Here is a 13,811-nt window from a genome sequence, read left to right on the forward strand (position 1 = left end):
AGAGGACGCATGCATGTCATGCCGGCATTCCTCCTGAAGCGCGAATGGCTCCTCGTCGTGCTCGGCCTCGGCTTCGCCGTGCTCGCGGCCGCCGTGGTCTACCTGTCGCGTCCGACGGCGCTCACCGTGGCGGTCGGTCCCCGCGACGGGGCCGAGGCGCAACTGCTCGAAACCTATGCCCAGGCCCTGCACCGGGCGCGCGAGGACGTCCGGCTGAACGTCGTGACCTATGACGACGTCCGCGACAGCGCCGCGGCGCTCCAGGCCGGGCGCGCCGATCTCGCCGTGGTCCGGCCCGATGTGTTCCTGCCCGATAACGGCCTGACCCTGGCGCTCCTCCACGAGGAGACCCTGCTGATCGCGACGCCCGAGGCGAGCGGGATCGAGAGCTTTCCCGATCTCGCCAAGAAGCGCCTCGGCATCGTCGAGCGCCACGCGGCCGACCGGCCCTTCGTCACCAATCTCCTGAGCTTCTACGATTTCACCATCGCGCCGCCGCCCGAGGCGGGACAGGTCCCCGCCGCCAGCCACGTCGCCCTCGTCTCCCTCAAGCCCGGCGAGGTCACCGCCGCCCTGCAGGCCGGGACCGTGGACGCCGTCGCCGTCATCGCGGCGCCGACCTCGAAGGCGGCGATCTCCACCGTCCGCGCGGTGGAAATGGCGTCGGCGGAGAAGAAGATCACCATCGTCTCGGTGCCGGACGGCGATGCGATCGTCCAGCGCATGCCCGAACTGCAATCGGCGACGATTCCCGCCGGCACCTTCGGCGGCCGGCCCAAGCGGCCGGACGAGGACGTGAAGACGGTGGGGGCCTCCTACCGGCTGATGGCGCGGGGTGCCGTGAGCCGGTACTCGGTCGCCTCCGTCACGCAGCACCTGTTCGAATGGCGCTCCAAGCTCGCGCCGAGCGCGCCCATCGCCAACCTGATGAAGGCGCCGGATTTCGAGACGACGGTGGCGGCCACCAGCGCCCGCCTGCCCAACCATCCGGGCGCGGTCGACTATTTCGAGCGCGAGCAGCAGACCCTGTTCGAGCGCTACGAGGATTACGTCTACCTGCTCGCCTTCTTCGGCGGCACGATCGGTTCGGGCATCGCCTGGCTCGGCCAGCGCCTCGCCCGTCAGCGCCGCGAGCGCGTGGATGTGGTCCTCGACCGGTTGCTCGACATCCTGAGGGACATCCGCTCGGCGACCACCAGGGAACAGCTCGACGGGCTCGTGCGCGAGACCGACGACCTCGTCACCGACGTCGTGCGCCATGCCCGCGAGCGCAACGTCGACACCCGCGCGATGAACGCGCTGATCCTCGCCATCGACGCCGTGCACGGGGCCATCGGCGACGCCCGCCGCTCCCTCCACACCGGCGCCGAGCCCGAGCGTCGGCCCTTGCGCACGCGCTCCGCACGCCTCCTTCGGCTGGATCGGCCGGCGGCGGAGTAAAGCTAGCGCCTCGCCCTGTCGATCATCGCCTCGACGATGTTGCTGAAATCGTCGCTCCACGGGCGCCGGCTCATGTCCGGCGCGATCCGCGTCCAGTCGCTTCCTGCGGCGAGTGCCCCGAGATCCTTCTCGTTGCGGGCCATCGCGACGACGATGGACGGCTGATGGAACCGCTGCTCGTCGACCGCGTCGAGGCGTCGTCCGTCGCGGACGAATGTGACGAGGCCCTGCTCGGCGGCGGCGCGGGCGAGGATGTGCCGCAATTCCAGGTGCCGGTTCGAGATGTGGACGACGAGGGCGCCATCCGGTGCGAGCTTCGCGGCGTAGAGCGCCAGCGCCTCCCGCGTCATCAGATGGCTCGGAATCGAATCCGACGAGAACGCGTCGACCACGATCAGGCTCTTCCCGCCGGGCTCGTCGGTCAGGGTCAGGCGCGCGTCGCCGAGCACGATCCGGGCATCGGGCGCGCAGGCGCCGAGGAAGCGGAACAGTTCCGGGTTCCGGGCGATGCGCACGACCTCCGGATCGATCTCGAGGAAGGTCCAGTCCTCGGTCGCCTTGGCGTGGCAGGCGAGGCTGCCGGCCCCGAGCCCGACCACCGCCACCGAATCGAGATGCCCGCCCCGGCGTGAGCGGACCGCCTCGATCGCGACGCCCATGCCGCCCTCCTTCGTGTAGTAGGTCACCGGTTCGGGCCGGCCCGTGAACGGCGTGCCGTCGTCGTTGGCGATCCGCATCGCCCCGTGCAGGGTCGTGCCGTGACTGAGGGTCCGGAACCGGCCATCCGCCGAGATTCCGAGCTTGTGCACCCCGAAGAACGAGCGGATCGAGCCGCCGGAGGTCAGCGACCCGCTGACGAAGGCCGTGAGCAGGGCGAGACCCAGCGCCAGGAGCGCCACGTTCCGCGGCTTGCGCCAGAACGCGATCATCGCGCCCATCATGCAGAGGGCGAGGGCGATCAGCCACGAACCCGGCAGGATCGTCAGGCCGAGCAGGAGCCCGAGGACGATCAGGCCCGCCAGCACCGCAAGCGAGCGCCGGGACGCGGAATCCGGTGCGAAGACATCCGGCCGGCACAGCAGGGCCGCCATCAGCAGGATCGGGTATTCGAGGACCGTGGAGAAGATGTGGGGTGCCACGAGCCCGCAGAAGATGCCGCCGAGCACGCCTCCGAGGGACAGGCAGAGATAGAATTCCGTCAGCCGCTCTGCGTCCGGACGGCGCCGGTAGAGCATGCCGTGGCAGATCATGACGTTGACGAAGAACAGCCCGAGATGGAGCGCCAGTCCGATCGCGAGGGGCAATGCCGCCGAGATTGGGAGGAGCGCCAGCGCCGAGCCGACCACCTGGAGGCAGGCGAGCACGGTCTGGGACGGAACCATCCGCTCGCGGAAGGCGAGGACGAAGGTCAGCAGGAACAGGGCGAGCGGCGCCACCCAGAGGAGGGGAGCCGCCGCCACGTCGGTGGAGATATGCGCCGTCACCGAGACGAGCAGGCCCGAGGGCACGAAGGAGAGGGCGATCCAGCCGAGACGCTGGCGCCAGGCCTGCCGGGCCGAGGGGAGGGCCACCGTGGCGCCGGCGATGGTCCGGGTCGCGGGAGCGGCGTTGCGCGCGGCTGCGGCGGCGCAGATCGCGATCATCCCGGCCAGGAAGGCGAAGCCCAGCATCCAGGCGCGGCTCTGGTCGTGCAGGGTGAGCAGCGGCTCGATCGCGAGCGGGTAGGCGATCAGGGCGGCGAAGGAGCCGATGTTCGACGCCCCGTAGAGGAAATACGGATCGCGGGCATGCGGGTGGTTCGAGCGCGAGAACCAGGCCTGGAGGAGCGGGCCGTTGGCCGAGAGCGCGAAGAAGGGCAGGCCCACCGAGGCGAGGAACAGCCCGAGCAGCCAGACCGCCTCGCCATCGGCGGGCGGCTTGCCCCAGCCGGCGGCGAGCTGGATCGGCAGCGCCGCCAGGGCGCAGCCCATGACCGCGAGGTGGAGCGGGGCGGCGATGCGCAGCGGCAGGTAGCGGGCGAGCGCATGGGCGTAGGCGTAACCGGCCAGGAGCAGGGCCTGGAAGAACACCATCGCCACCGACCAGACCGAGGGCGAGCCGCCCAGCACCGGCAGCACCATCTTGGTGAACATCGGCTGGACGCCGAAGAGCAGCAGGGCGGAGAGGAAGATCGTGGCGACGAACAGCGCGAGGAAAGCCGCGGTTCCGGATGACCGGCCGACATTCGCGTGCCGGGCCCCGTCCGCTACAATCGTCATCGGTCGAGCCCGTTTCGTTACCTTCCCTTCACCTTAAGCGGATCGCCGTTAAATCTTGGTTGCGCCTCGCCGGTCCGGTCGCCCTCTCGGGCCGCTTCAGTAATGCGGCGGCGGAGGTTCCGGCGCGCCCGTGCCGGTCCGCGCGCCGGCCTCCTCGACCTGCTCCACCAGCTTGGCAAGGTGCCGGGTGAGGGCATCGATCTGGCGCCATTGCGCGGTGATCGTCGCGTTGAGGTCGTCGATGACCATGTCCTGCTCGGTGAGGCGCATCTCCAGGGCGTCGATGCGCGTGGAAAGCACTTCGGATTCCGTCTGAACCGGTTCGGTCATCTCACGCGCCCCTCATCTCAGCGTCTCCGGGTCGTGGTCCGGCCGCTCGACCAGACCGGGACCGAGGGCGATGCGGTGGTCGAAGACGAAGCAGTCGCCGCGCCAGCGGCTCTCGGCCTCGGGGATGGTCTCGAGATAGCGCAGGATTCCGCCTTCGAGATGGTGGACGGTGGCGAACCCCTTCGCGCGCATGTAGGCGCCGGCCTTCTCGCAGCGGATGCCGCCGGTGCAGAACATCGCCACCGCCGGATGCTCCGCGGGATCGAGGCGATCGACATAGGCCCGGAAATCCGAGAACCGCGACAGGCGCGGGTCGGTGGCGCCCTCGAACGTGCCGAGCGTGACCTCGAACGCGTTGCGGGTGTCGAGGAGGAGCAGGCCCGGCGTGTCGAGGAGGGCGTTCCACGCCTCCGGCGCCACCGGAATGCCGGCTTCTCCCGCATCGGTGGCCCCGTCGTCGAAGGTGACGATCTCGCGCTTCAGCCGCACCTTGAGATGGCCGAACGGCGCCTCGTCCGCCGTCGACAGCTTGACGTCGAGGGCCGTCAGGCGACCGCCGAAGAGGGGGCCGTCCCGCATCTCCGACAGGAGCGCCGCGATGGCGGCCCCGCTGCCAGCGATGGTGCCGTTGATCCCTTCCCGCGCCAGCAGGAGCGTGCCGAGGATGTCGAGTTCGGCGCAGCGGCGCTCCAGGGCGTCGCGGAGTTCGGCGGCGTCGGGCAGGGAGACGAAGCGGTAGAGGGCGGCGACGGTGTGGGGCATCGGCGGCAGGGTCTATCAGGCGTGGCGGTCAGGGGGAACCGGACGCCGGCGCGGCCTCGGTCCGACGCAGGACGAAGGTGGTGCCGACCTCCGGCTCGCGCCGCCAGTGGTTCTCGCCCGCCGGTACCAGGCCCACCACATGCCCCCGCCTCGCGACGAGGGTGAGCCGGCCCGGAGCGCCCTGCCACGAGACCGGATCGAAGGTCGTCAGGCCGCTGTCGCGGCAGCCGTCGAGGATCCGCACGGGGGCGGCCCCGCCCTCCGCCGGCTTCAACTCGATGCGGCAGACATCCTGCTCGCGATAGCGGTCGAGGGCGTAGATGCCGGCCGTCGGCCGCTCGCCGGTGCCGGCGGTCTCGGCGCCGGGCGTGCCGGCCCTGGCCGCATCGTCCCGGCCGAGCTGGTAAGCGGCATCCCGGCCGTCCGGTCCCGGCGGGGGCGGGGGCGACATCGCCGCGATCTGGAGCGGCACGAGGCTGTAGACATCGCCGCCCTCGGTCTGCGCCATGAGGCTGCGCTTGTCGTCGCGGGCCTTGAACAGCAGGATCGGCCGCACGTTCTTGTCCACGAGGCGGACCGCGCCGTCCACGAACAGCCACGCGGCGATCTCGTTGAGGATCGGCAGGGCCCGGCGGCACCCGGCGGGAAACGACAGGCGCCGTCCGCTGTCGGAACTCTGGGCCGCGAGGGTCATGACGCAGCGGCGGGTGCTGCCGTCCCGCGACAGGTCCCAGGTGCCCGGAGCGCCTTCGATGGTCTGGGGCAGGCTCTCGACGAAGGGAGCCGGCGGGCTGACCGCGGCGGGCGTCTCCGACATGCCGGGAACGGGGGGCGTCTCCGGAGCCGGCGGGGCTTCCGGCGCGGCCGGCGCCGCCGGAGAAGGCGCGTCCTGCACCGTCCCTTGAGCCGTTCCCTGCGCATGGACCGGGCCAGCTATCAGCGGAACCAGCATCAGCCCGGCGAGGAGGCGGGATCGGAGCCCGACCCGGCGGCTCATCGGCCGGCCTCGGCGCTGTGTCCGCCGACGGGCGTTTCCGGCACCGGGGTCAGCGGCCCCTGGCCGGAGAACCAGGAGAGCAGGTTGTCCACCACCAGCCGGCCCATGGCCTCGCGGGTATGGACCGAGCCGGAGCCGACATGGGGCAGCAGCACCACGCGGTCGAGGCCGAGGAAGGCCTCCGGCACGCGCGGTTCGGTGGCGAAGACATCGAGCCCCGCCCCGTGGATCGTGCCGGAGCGCAGGGCCTCGATCAGCGCCGGCTCGTCGATCAGGCTGCCCCGGGCGACGTTGACGACGATGCCCTCCGGCCCGAGGGCTTGGAGGATCTCGGCATTCACGATCCCGTTGGTCTCAGGGCCGCCGGGCGCCACGATCATGAGGACGTCCACGGCCTGTGCCATCTCCAGCAAGGTCGGGTGGAAGCCGTAGGCCACGTCCTCCTGCCGGCGGCGGCCGTGATAGGAGAGGGTGACGCCGAAGCCTTCGAGGCGGTGCGCGATGGCCCGCCCGATCCGGCCGAGGCCGAGAATGCCGACATGGCGGCCGCGCAGGGTCGCGGTGAGCGGGTAGGTCCGCGTCGGCCAGTGCCCGGCGCGCAGGTAGCGGTCCGCCTGCGGGATCTCGCGGATCGTCGCGAGCAGCAGCCCGAGGGCGAGGTCGGCCACCTCGTCGGAGAGCACGTCCGGCGTGTTGGTGACGACGACGCCCCGCTCCGCCGCGGCCGTCACGTCGATTGTGTCGTAGCCGACGCCGAAACTCGCCACGATCTCGAGATGGGGCAGGCGCTCGATCAGCGCCCGGTCGACGGGAGCCTGCGCCCCGGTCGCCATGGCGCGGATGCGCGGGCCGATCTCGCGATAGAATGCGTCGAGGTCCGGGGCGGTGTCGGCGCGGTGGAGGGTGAAAGCGGCGGCGAGCGCGTCCATCACGCTTCGCTGCATCGGCTTCAGGAGCAACAGATCGGCAGGCTGCATGTCGCGCTCGGTATCCGTCCTCGGGACTGGCGGTACGGGATACGGCTTTAATCCGCGGTCCGGGCAGGGTCCAGCTTCGGGCGCGGCCCGAGTCGGCATGCGGCGCGAGGGTGCCGGTCATGACCCCGATGCGCCGCGTGCGCCCGCCTACTTCCAACCGGGCCATTCGAACACTACTAAAGAGGGTGAGACCCTCACGTCCGCCCATCGCCCCGTCACTGACGAGAACCGAAACAGCCACGCCATGACTGCCCCGCGCACCCTCTACGACAAGATCTGGGACGACCACGTGGTCGATGTCGAGCCCGACGGCACCAGCCTCCTCTACATCGACCGTCACCTCGTCCACGAGGTGACGAGCCCGCAGGCCTTCGAGGGGCTTCGCGTGGCCGGCCGTCGCGTGCGTCATCCGGAGAAGACGCTGGCGGTGGTGGACCACAACGTCCAGACCTCGGACCGCCGCTTCGGCATCGAGGACCCGGAGAGCCGCATCCAGCTGGAGGCGCTCGCCGAGAACGTCCGCGATTTCGGCATCGAGTTCTACGACGCGCTGGACCGGCGCCAGGGCATCGTCCACGTGATCGGCCCCGAACAGGGCTTCACCCTGCCGGGCCAGACCATCGTCTGCGGCGACAGCCACACCTCGACGCACGGCGCCTTCGGGGCGCTCGCCCACGGCATCGGCACCTCGGAGGTGGAGCACGTCCTCGCCACCCAGACGCTGCTGCAGCGCAAGGCGAAGAACATGCGCATCACCGTGGACGGCACCCTGCCGCCCGGCGTGACGGCCAAGGACATCATCCTCGCCATCATCGGCGAGATCGGCACCGCCGGCGGCACCGGCTACGTCATCGAATATGCCGGCGAGGCGATCCGCGCTCTCTCGATGGAGGGGCGCATGACGATCTGCAACATGTCGATCGAGGGCGGCGCCCGCGCCGGCCTGGTGGCGCCGGACGCCATCACCTACGCCTACGTCAAGGACCGCCCCAAGGCTCCCAAGGGCGAGGCCTTCGAGCGTGCCCGCGCCTATTGGGACAGCCTCGCCACCGACGAGGGCGCCTTCTTCGACCGCGAGGTCCGCCTCGACGCGGCCAGCCTGCCGCCTCTGGTGAGCTGGGGCACGAGCCCGGAGGACGTGGTCTCGATCTCCGGCGCGGTGCCGGACCCGGCCGCCATCGCCGACGAGAACAAGCGCCAGTCGAAGGAGAAGGCCCTGGATTACATGGGCCTCACCCCGGGCACCAAGATCACCGATATCACCCTCGACCGGGTCTTCATCGGCTCCTGCACCAACGGGCGGATCGAGGACCTGCGCGCGGTGGCCAAGATGGTGGAGGGCCGCAAGGTCCACCCGTCGGTCTCGGCCATGGTGGTGCCGGGCTCCGGCGTGGTGAAGGCGCAGGCGGAGGCGGAAGGCATCGACCGCATCCTCAAGGAGGCCGGGTTCGACTGGCGCGAGCCGGGCTGTTCCATGTGCCTCGGCATGAATGCCGATCGCCTCAGCCCCAACGAGCGCTGCGCCTCCACCTCGAACCGCAACTTCGAGGGCCGCCAGGGCCATCGCGGCCGGACCCACCTCGTCTCCCCGGCCATGGCCGCCGCCGCCGCCGTGGCGGGCCGCTTCGTCGACATCCGCGAGTGGCGCGGCGAGGCCTGACGGCCGAGCTCGGCCGGAATCACGAAATGGGCCGGAATCGCGATTGACGCGGCCGGCCCACCCGCCTAAACGAAGCTCCGCGTCGGCACTGAGGTGCCGGCCGGCCCAGGTGGCGGAATTGGTAGACGCGCTGGTTTCAGGTACCAGTCTTGCAAGAGGTGAAGGTTCGAGTCCTTTCCTGGGCACCAATTTTCTGAGAAGCGTCTTTCCCTCAGAAACTTAAGCCAGATGAGGCGGTTGCGACAGGTAGGCCGTGCCACGACGGTGCGCCGTATGCTCTCCCGTCCGATGAAGTGGTCCAAGTCCTTCCTCGCCCAGTTCAAGCAGCGCATTCCAGCCGATGTGCGTGAGGCAGCGATAGGCCGGACGCGCCGGGTTCCGAGGCCGCCCGCAGCACCGCAACGCCGCCATGGGCATGGTCCGGTTCTCCCTGAGGACCCGAGAGCCGCGCGAGGCCGAGGCAGGTCAGGGGAATACGGTGGGGTTCGCTTCGTCATGGCTCCATCCCCTCAAGAGTTGGAGCCTCCGGGAACCCGGCGCGGTTCAGTTTCGAACCGACCCGGTCAAATCGCCGGAACGGTGCGGCGGGGTGCGATCCGCTGGTCGAAGACGACGCGTTTGCCGGTCTTCCTGTAGCGCACGCCCATCGCGCGTCGGCCGACATTGCGTGCCTTGCCGGCCTCCACCAGGGCGCTGAGGGTCTGCGGGACCGTCGCGGCCGCCGTCTCACCCAGGCCACGTCGGCGCCGTCGGGCAGGTCGAGGGGCGGCGGGCGCCCGGTCTCGGCGAAAAGCCGGGCATCGGCCCGATCGTGGAGATGCCATCCGAGATAGCCGACGATGTGCCGCTCGCCGAAGGCGAACAGGGCGTGCCCGCGGCGGATCTGGTCGTCCACGGTCTGGCTGAGATCGCCGAACCGGAAGCCGGAGAAGGGCGCCCGGCGGGCGAGAACGTGGGGGGCGATCCCCAGCGCCGCATGGGAGGCGTCGAGGGTGCGGATGGTCACGGCCATGGGTCGGGCCTCGTTCGGGCGGGGGACGGCGCGGGGCGGGGACCGGTCATGCCCTCCGCATCGTCGGGTCTGGTGCGGAGAAACTCCGCCACCTCCGCCGGATCGGGCAGGTTGTCGAGGACGCCGCGTCCCATCACCATCATCGCGCCGCAGGCGCAGGCCATGCGGCAGCACGCGTCCCACGGCTGGCCGGCGAGGAGACCGGCCGCGAGGCCCGCCGTGAAGGCATCGCCCGCGCCGATCGTATCGACGGCCTCCACCGCATAGCCGGGCCGCGCGACGAGTTCCGACCCGTTCGCCACGATGCGCGCTCCCGCGGCACCCGATGTCACCACCAGGATTTCGACGCCGCGCGTCCGGAGGGCGCCCGCCAGGGACACCACCTCCGCGGGAGATCCCCGCGGCTCCCGCCCCGGGAACAGACCGTCGTGGAGCGAGGCGGCTTCCGTTTCGTTGGCGACGAGGATCGTGGTGGCCGCCAGGACGTCCGGCGGCGGCATCCGGAACGGCGACAGGGTGAGGAGCGTCGGAATTCCGGCCTTCCGGGCGATCGCGAAGGCTTCGGCGATGGCGCTGTCGCCGATCTCGCACTGCGCGAGCACGAGGGACGAGGCGGCGATGGACGCCTCCGCCGCCCGGACGGCATCCGGGGAGAGCATCAGGTTGGCGCCGGGATGGACCGCCAGGCAGTTCTCGCCGTCGGCCCCGACGAAGCCGACGCCGATTCCCGTCGAGCCCGGAAACTGCCGGATCATGCTGGGAGACAGGCCGGCGCGCAGGAGCGCCGGCTCGGCCAGGGCCGCCAGATGGTCGGTCCCGATCGGGATGAGCCCGTCCACCGCGATCCCGAGGCGGCTCAGGCCGGCGGCGAGGTTGAAGCCCTTGCCGCCCGGTTCCCAGGCGAAGGCCGAGGCCAGGAGCGACTCGCCGGGCAGCGGCAGCCGGGCGACCCGGAACGTGCCCGCCGCGACGAAACTTCCAAGAACAAAACTGTGAGCCGCGTGACTAGACTGCTGTAACATCATGTAAGAGTCTGCCATCGTGCCGTTCATTCGCACGCTCATGCTACGTTGACGCGATGCCGGCCGAAACGCCAAGCCTTTTCACGTCCCTTCGAATTCAGAACGATACGGCCCAACCGATGTATCGGCAGCTGGAGCATCAGTTGCGGGCCATGATCGTCGAAGGTGCGCTCGGAGCCGGAGCGGCACTTCCGCCGGAGCGCAAGCTTGCGCTCCACCTCGGCATCAGCCGGAAGACTGTCCAACAATGCTACGATGCCTTGCGGCGGCAGCGATTGATCAGTGCGCATGGCCGCCACGGCTACATCGTCGAGGACGGGTTTCGCCGGATCAAGCCCGGCATGGAGCGCCTCAAGGGCTTCACCGAGGAGATGCAGGAACTGGGGCGCGTGCCCTCGTCCCGCATCCTCGAACGGGTCGTCGGCGAGGACCGCTCCATCGCCTCGATCTTCGGCCTCACCTCCACGGCCCAGTTTCTCCGGCTCGTCCGCGTCCGCCTGGGGGACGACATGCCCCTGTCGGTGGAGAAGGCCTGGTACGATCTCGGGGTGCTGCCGAGCCTCGCGGATGGCGACCTGTCGGGGTCGATCTATGCCCGCCTCGCCGAATCCGGCGCTCCCCTCGTGGATTGCGAGCAGACCATCGAGGCGGCGTGGCCGGACCCGCGGGAATGCGCGATCTTCGGCTTCGCCGAGCCGCTTCCGTGCCTGCTGATCAAGCGCCGCTCCTACGGGGCGGATGCGCGCATGATCGAGTACGTCGAAGGCCTCTTTCGCGGTGACGCCTACGCCTACCGGCTGCGTCTCAGGTCGTAGGGCATCGTTCCGTCCCCGACGGACGGCATCTCCACGCCGCGCCGACGGGGGAATCTTCATCCTCATGCGTCCGGCCCATGCCGCCACCCGTGAGATTCCGTCCGTCAAGTTAGATATCAAGATTGAAAACAAAAACTCAGTTCGACGGTGATCTGATCCGATTTCGTAAAGTGTTTAGTCTCATGATTATAATATACATTTCTTCTCTATGATGACGTCATAAGTCGTCGATCCGACCGATCCGTTGGTGCCGAACGGGAGCCATCGGCGGGCGCTCACGCGGTTCACGGGGAGAGACCGGGCGATGTGCATCCTGTGCAGCGATCGGACGGCCCATGTCTCGCGGCATTGGATGTCCGCGAAATCGATGGCGACGATCTCGGCTGCCGAGCCGAGCGCTCCGCCGAACGGCACCTTCGCCACGGTCATCGACCAGCTCACCACCTCCTGGACCGTCAATCCCGGAGACCCGGCCGAGAACGACGCGCGGAACCGGACCAGGACGGAGCTGACATACGCGATCCTCTCGACATCGCCGCCGAGCGGCAATGCCAGCGAGTCGACGGGCTTCCGCGCAATGACCACCTCGATGATCGACCGGGTTCGGGAAGCGTTCGAGATGTGGGACGACCTGATCGCCATCAGTCTCGTCGAGACGAATTCCGTCACCGTCGTCGTCTCCGAAGCGGGAGACACGGTCTTCGAGCTTGCCGGCCAGGGCACCGACACCGTCCGGGCGGCGGTGAGCTACGTCCTCGCCGCTGGCCAGTCCATCGAGACCCTGCGGACCACGATCGATGCGGGCACGGCCGCCATCGATCTCGCCGGCAACGACCTCGCCAACAAGATCGTCGGGAACGGCGGCATCAACCTGATCATCGGTGGGGACGGCGCCGACATGCTCTACGGCGGGGGCGGGGCCGACACCTTCGTCTACGGCGTGCTCGACGACAGCACGGTGATCCGTACCGGCCGCGACACGCTGGCGGATTTCAGCCTCACCGACGGGGACCGGATCGACCTCCACCTGATCGATACCGTCGCCGGCGGCGTCGTGAATCAGGCCTTCAGGTTCCTGGGCGACGACGCGTTCGGCGGCAGGGCGGGCCAGCTCCGCGCGGTCTTCTCGGGCGCCGATACCCTGCTCCAGCGGCGATGTGGACGGCGATGCCGAGGCCGGTTTCGCCGTGCTCCTGAGCGGGCACATCACCCTCCAGACCGGCGACTTCGTCCTGTAGGGTGACATCCTGCAGGACGAAATCCCTGTAGGGCGAAGCGGCCCCGCTATTCCGCGCGGGGAGCGCCGCCCTCGAGATCGGTGAGGAAGGGCGACGCGGCCTCTTCCGCCGCCCGCTCGATGGCGCGGTACCGGCGGACGAGACCGGCGCCGAATTCCGTGAGCCTCGCGCCGCCGCCGCTCCTGCCGCCGATCTGCGCCTCGACCACCGGCTGCCCGAAGCCGGTGTTCAGCGCCTCGACGAGCGTCCAGGCCCGCCGGTAGGACATGCCGAGGGCCCGGCCCGCCGCGGAGATCGAGCCGTGCGCGGCGACCATTTCGAGGAGCCGGACCTTGCCGGGACCGAGGCGGTTGCCGGGCCCGAGGTCGATCCGGATGCTCAACCGCGCCATCTGCCCGCCTCCCGCACGCCACCCACCCTGGCCATCGTTATGTCTGATGATATATAGCGAAAAGGCGAAGCAATTCACAGGGCGACTCCGCCCCGACCTCCCGTTCACGAGAGCCGAACCCGCATGCGCGCCTCCCTCCGTGCCGTCCTCCTCGCCGGCCTCGTCGTCCTGGCGCCCGCCGCCCGGGCCGCCGAGACCGCCACGGTCTTCGCGGCGGCGAGCCTCAAGAACGCCCTCGACAATGCCGGCAAGGCCTTCACCGCCAGGAGCGGCGTCGCGGTGACGGCGAGCTACGCCGCCTCCTCGGCCCTGGCCCGGCAGATCGAATCCGGCGCGCCGGCCGATCTCTTCGCCTCTGCCGATCTCGAATGGATGGAGTACCTCGCCAAGAAAAACCTCATCCGCCCCGAGACGCGGGTGAACCTGCTCGGCAACCGCATCGTCGTGGTGGCGCCCAGGGATGCCGGGACCGACGAGGTGCCGTTCACCGCCGAAGGGTTCGCCGCCGCCCTCGGACCGGACGGGCGCCTCGCCACCGGCGAGGTCCATTCCGTGCCCATCGGCAAATACGCCAAGGCCGCCTTCGAAAAGCTCGGCCTGTGGAAGGGCCTGCAGCCGCGCCTCGCCCAGGCCGACAACGTGCGCGCCGCCCTGCTGCTGGTCTCGCGCGGCGAGGCGCCGCTCGGCGTCGTCTACGAGAGCGATGCCAGATCCGATCCGGGCGTGAAGGTGGTGGGCGTGTTTCCGGCGGACAGCCATCCCCCGGTGGTGTACCCGTTCGCCGTCACCGCCGAGGCCAGGGGCAACGGGGCCGCGGCCTTCCTCGACTTCCTCAAGAGCGCCGAGGCGAGGCCCTATTTCGAAGCCCAGGGGTTCACGCTCCTGCCCCCCAACGCAGCACAGCCATAG

At 69.9% G+C, this 13,811-nt stretch carries 13 protein-coding genes and 1 tRNA gene; 6 read left to right on the plus strand and 8 right to left on the minus strand.

From position 1 onward, the window contains the following. Nucleotides 1–9: 9 nt before the first annotated feature. On the plus strand, nt 10–1,440 hold the full coding sequence (locus ACFQ4G_RS04035) for a TAXI family TRAP transporter solute-binding subunit (protein WP_238204141.1): 1,431 nt from the start codon (nt 10–12) through the stop codon (nt 1,438–1,440). 2 nt (nt 1,441–1,442) lie between these two features. Here the strand turns inward: ACFQ4G_RS04035 and ACFQ4G_RS04040 are convergent, their stop codons facing one another. From ACFQ4G_RS04040 to ACFQ4G_RS04060, 5 genes are all read right to left on the minus strand, one after another. Further along, a complete protein-coding gene (locus tag ACFQ4G_RS04040) occupies nt 1,443–3,698 on the minus strand; it encodes a spermidine synthase (protein ID WP_238204139.1) in 2,256 nt (751 codons plus the stop codon). Nucleotides 3,699–3,794: 96 nt separating this feature from the next. Continuing rightward, the gene (locus ACFQ4G_RS04045; protein ID WP_238204137.1) at nt 3,795–4,028 is read right to left on the minus strand and encodes a SlyX family protein; all 234 of its coding nucleotides are present in this window, start codon (nt 4,026–4,028) and stop codon (nt 3,795–3,797) included. Between the two features lie 12 nt (nt 4,029–4,040). Beyond that, nucleotides 4,041–4,790, minus strand: a complete 750-nt coding sequence (gene trhO / locus ACFQ4G_RS04050) for an oxygen-dependent tRNA uridine(34) hydroxylase TrhO (RefSeq protein WP_238204135.1) — start codon at nt 4,788–4,790, stop codon at nt 4,041–4,043. Nucleotides 4,791–4,818: 28 nt separating this feature from the next. Then, on the minus strand, nt 4,819–5,787 hold the full coding sequence (locus tag ACFQ4G_RS04055) for an AprI/Inh family metalloprotease inhibitor (RefSeq protein ID WP_238204133.1): 969 nt from the start codon (nt 5,785–5,787) through the stop codon (nt 4,819–4,821). Continuing rightward, nucleotides 5,784–6,764: a 2-hydroxyacid dehydrogenase gene (locus ACFQ4G_RS04060; RefSeq protein ID WP_238204131.1), complete on the minus strand. Its 981-nt coding sequence runs from the start codon at nt 6,762–6,764 to the stop codon at nt 5,784–5,786. Before ACFQ4G_RS04060 ends, ACFQ4G_RS04055 begins: the two co-directional genes overlap by 4 nt. 244 nt (nt 6,765–7,008) lie before the next feature. On the opposite strand from ACFQ4G_RS04060, the gene leuC reads away from it, so the two are divergent. Then, nucleotides 7,009–8,424 carry a 3-isopropylmalate dehydratase large subunit gene (leuC, locus tag ACFQ4G_RS04065; protein WP_238204129.1) on the plus strand — a complete coding sequence of 472 codons (1,416 nt, stop codon included), beginning with the start codon at nt 7,009–7,011 and terminating at the stop codon, nt 8,422–8,424. A gap of 103 nt (nt 8,425–8,527) precedes the next feature. Beyond that, nucleotides 8,528–8,612 (plus strand) — tRNA-Leu (locus tag ACFQ4G_RS04070). A 305-nt stretch (nt 8,613–8,917) separates the two neighbouring features. Here the strand turns inward: ACFQ4G_RS04070 and ACFQ4G_RS04075 are convergent. Further along, nucleotides 8,918–9,436 (minus strand): hypothetical protein, encoded by a 519-nt coding sequence (locus ACFQ4G_RS04075; protein WP_238204127.1) that lies wholly within the window; start codon nt 9,434–9,436, stop codon nt 8,918–8,920. Then, nucleotides 9,427–10,476 carry a PfkB family carbohydrate kinase gene (locus ACFQ4G_RS04080; RefSeq protein ID WP_238204125.1) on the minus strand — a complete coding sequence of 350 codons (1,050 nt, stop codon included), beginning with the start codon at nt 10,474–10,476 and terminating at the stop codon, nt 9,427–9,429. Before ACFQ4G_RS04080 ends, ACFQ4G_RS04075 begins: the two co-directional genes overlap by 10 nt. Before the next feature lie 101 nt (nt 10,477–10,577). Here ACFQ4G_RS04080 and ACFQ4G_RS04085 point away from each other — a divergent pair, with 101 nt between their 5' ends. Together ACFQ4G_RS04085 and ACFQ4G_RS04090 are read left to right on the plus strand one after the other, a co-directional pair. Beyond that, nucleotides 10,578–11,273, plus strand: coding sequence for a GntR family transcriptional regulator (locus tag ACFQ4G_RS04085; RefSeq protein ID WP_238204118.1), 696 nt, complete (start codon nt 10,578–10,580; stop codon nt 11,271–11,273). A 367-nt stretch (nt 11,274–11,640) separates the two neighbouring features. Then, a complete protein-coding gene (locus ACFQ4G_RS04090; RefSeq protein ID WP_238204116.1) occupies nt 11,641–12,516 on the plus strand; it encodes a calcium-binding protein in 876 nt (291 codons plus the stop codon). Between the two features lie 41 nt (nt 12,517–12,557). Here the strand turns inward: ACFQ4G_RS04090 and ACFQ4G_RS04095 are convergent, their stop codons facing one another. Further along, nucleotides 12,558–12,902: a winged helix-turn-helix domain-containing protein gene (locus tag ACFQ4G_RS04095; protein ID WP_238204114.1), complete on the minus strand. Its 345-nt coding sequence runs from the start codon at nt 12,900–12,902 to the stop codon at nt 12,558–12,560. Nucleotides 12,903–13,025: 123 nt separating this feature from the next. Between ACFQ4G_RS04095 and modA the strand changes: the two genes are divergently transcribed. Continuing rightward, on the plus strand, nt 13,026–13,811 hold the full coding sequence (modA, locus tag ACFQ4G_RS04100; protein ID WP_238204112.1) for a molybdate ABC transporter substrate-binding protein: 786 nt from the start codon (nt 13,026–13,028) through the stop codon (nt 13,809–13,811).

This window comes from Methylobacterium marchantiae (genome assembly GCF_042679825.1).
GTDB lineage: Bacteria > Pseudomonadota > Alphaproteobacteria > Rhizobiales > Beijerinckiaceae > Methylobacterium > Methylobacterium marchantiae.

Bases quoted from the DNA above. Each gene is read 5' to 3' on its own strand.
- ACFQ4G_RS04095 (WP_238204114.1), bottom strand. From the start codon at position 12,902: ATGGCGCGGTTGAGCATCCGGATCGACCTCGGGCCCGGCAACCGCCTC.
- ACFQ4G_RS04040 (WP_238204139.1), bottom strand. From the start codon at position 3,698: ATGACGATTGTAGCGGACGGGGCCCGGCACGCGAATGTCGGCCGGTCA.
- ACFQ4G_RS04045 (WP_238204137.1), bottom strand. From the start codon at position 4,028: ATGACCGAACCGGTTCAGACGGAATCCGAAGTGCTTTCCACGCGCATC.
- leuC (WP_238204129.1), top strand. From the start codon at position 7,009: ATGACTGCCCCGCGCACCCTCTACGACAAGATCTGGGACGACCACGTG.
- ACFQ4G_RS04085 (WP_238204118.1), top strand. From the start codon at position 10,578: ATGTATCGGCAGCTGGAGCATCAGTTGCGGGCCATGATCGTCGAAGGT.
- modA (WP_238204112.1), top strand. From the start codon at position 13,026: ATGCGCGCCTCCCTCCGTGCCGTCCTCCTCGCCGGCCTCGTCGTCCTG.
- ACFQ4G_RS04035 (WP_238204141.1), top strand. From the start codon at position 10: ATGCATGTCATGCCGGCATTCCTCCTGAAGCGCGAATGGCTCCTCGTC.
- ACFQ4G_RS04055 (WP_238204133.1), bottom strand. From the start codon at position 5,787: ATGAGCCGCCGGGTCGGGCTCCGATCCCGCCTCCTCGCCGGGCTGATG.
- ACFQ4G_RS04060 (WP_238204131.1), bottom strand. From the start codon at position 6,764: ATGCAGCCTGCCGATCTGTTGCTCCTGAAGCCGATGCAGCGAAGCGTG.
- trhO (WP_238204135.1), bottom strand. From the start codon at position 4,790: ATGCCCCACACCGTCGCCGCCCTCTACCGCTTCGTCTCCCTGCCCGAC.
- ACFQ4G_RS04080 (WP_238204125.1), bottom strand. From the start codon at position 10,476: ATGGCAGACTCTTACATGATGTTACAGCAGTCTAGTCACGCGGCTCAC.
- ACFQ4G_RS04075 (WP_238204127.1), bottom strand. From the start codon at position 9,436: ATGGCCGTGACCATCCGCACCCTCGACGCCTCCCATGCGGCGCTGGGG.
- ACFQ4G_RS04090 (WP_238204116.1), top strand. From the start codon at position 11,641: ATGGCGACGATCTCGGCTGCCGAGCCGAGCGCTCCGCCGAACGGCACC.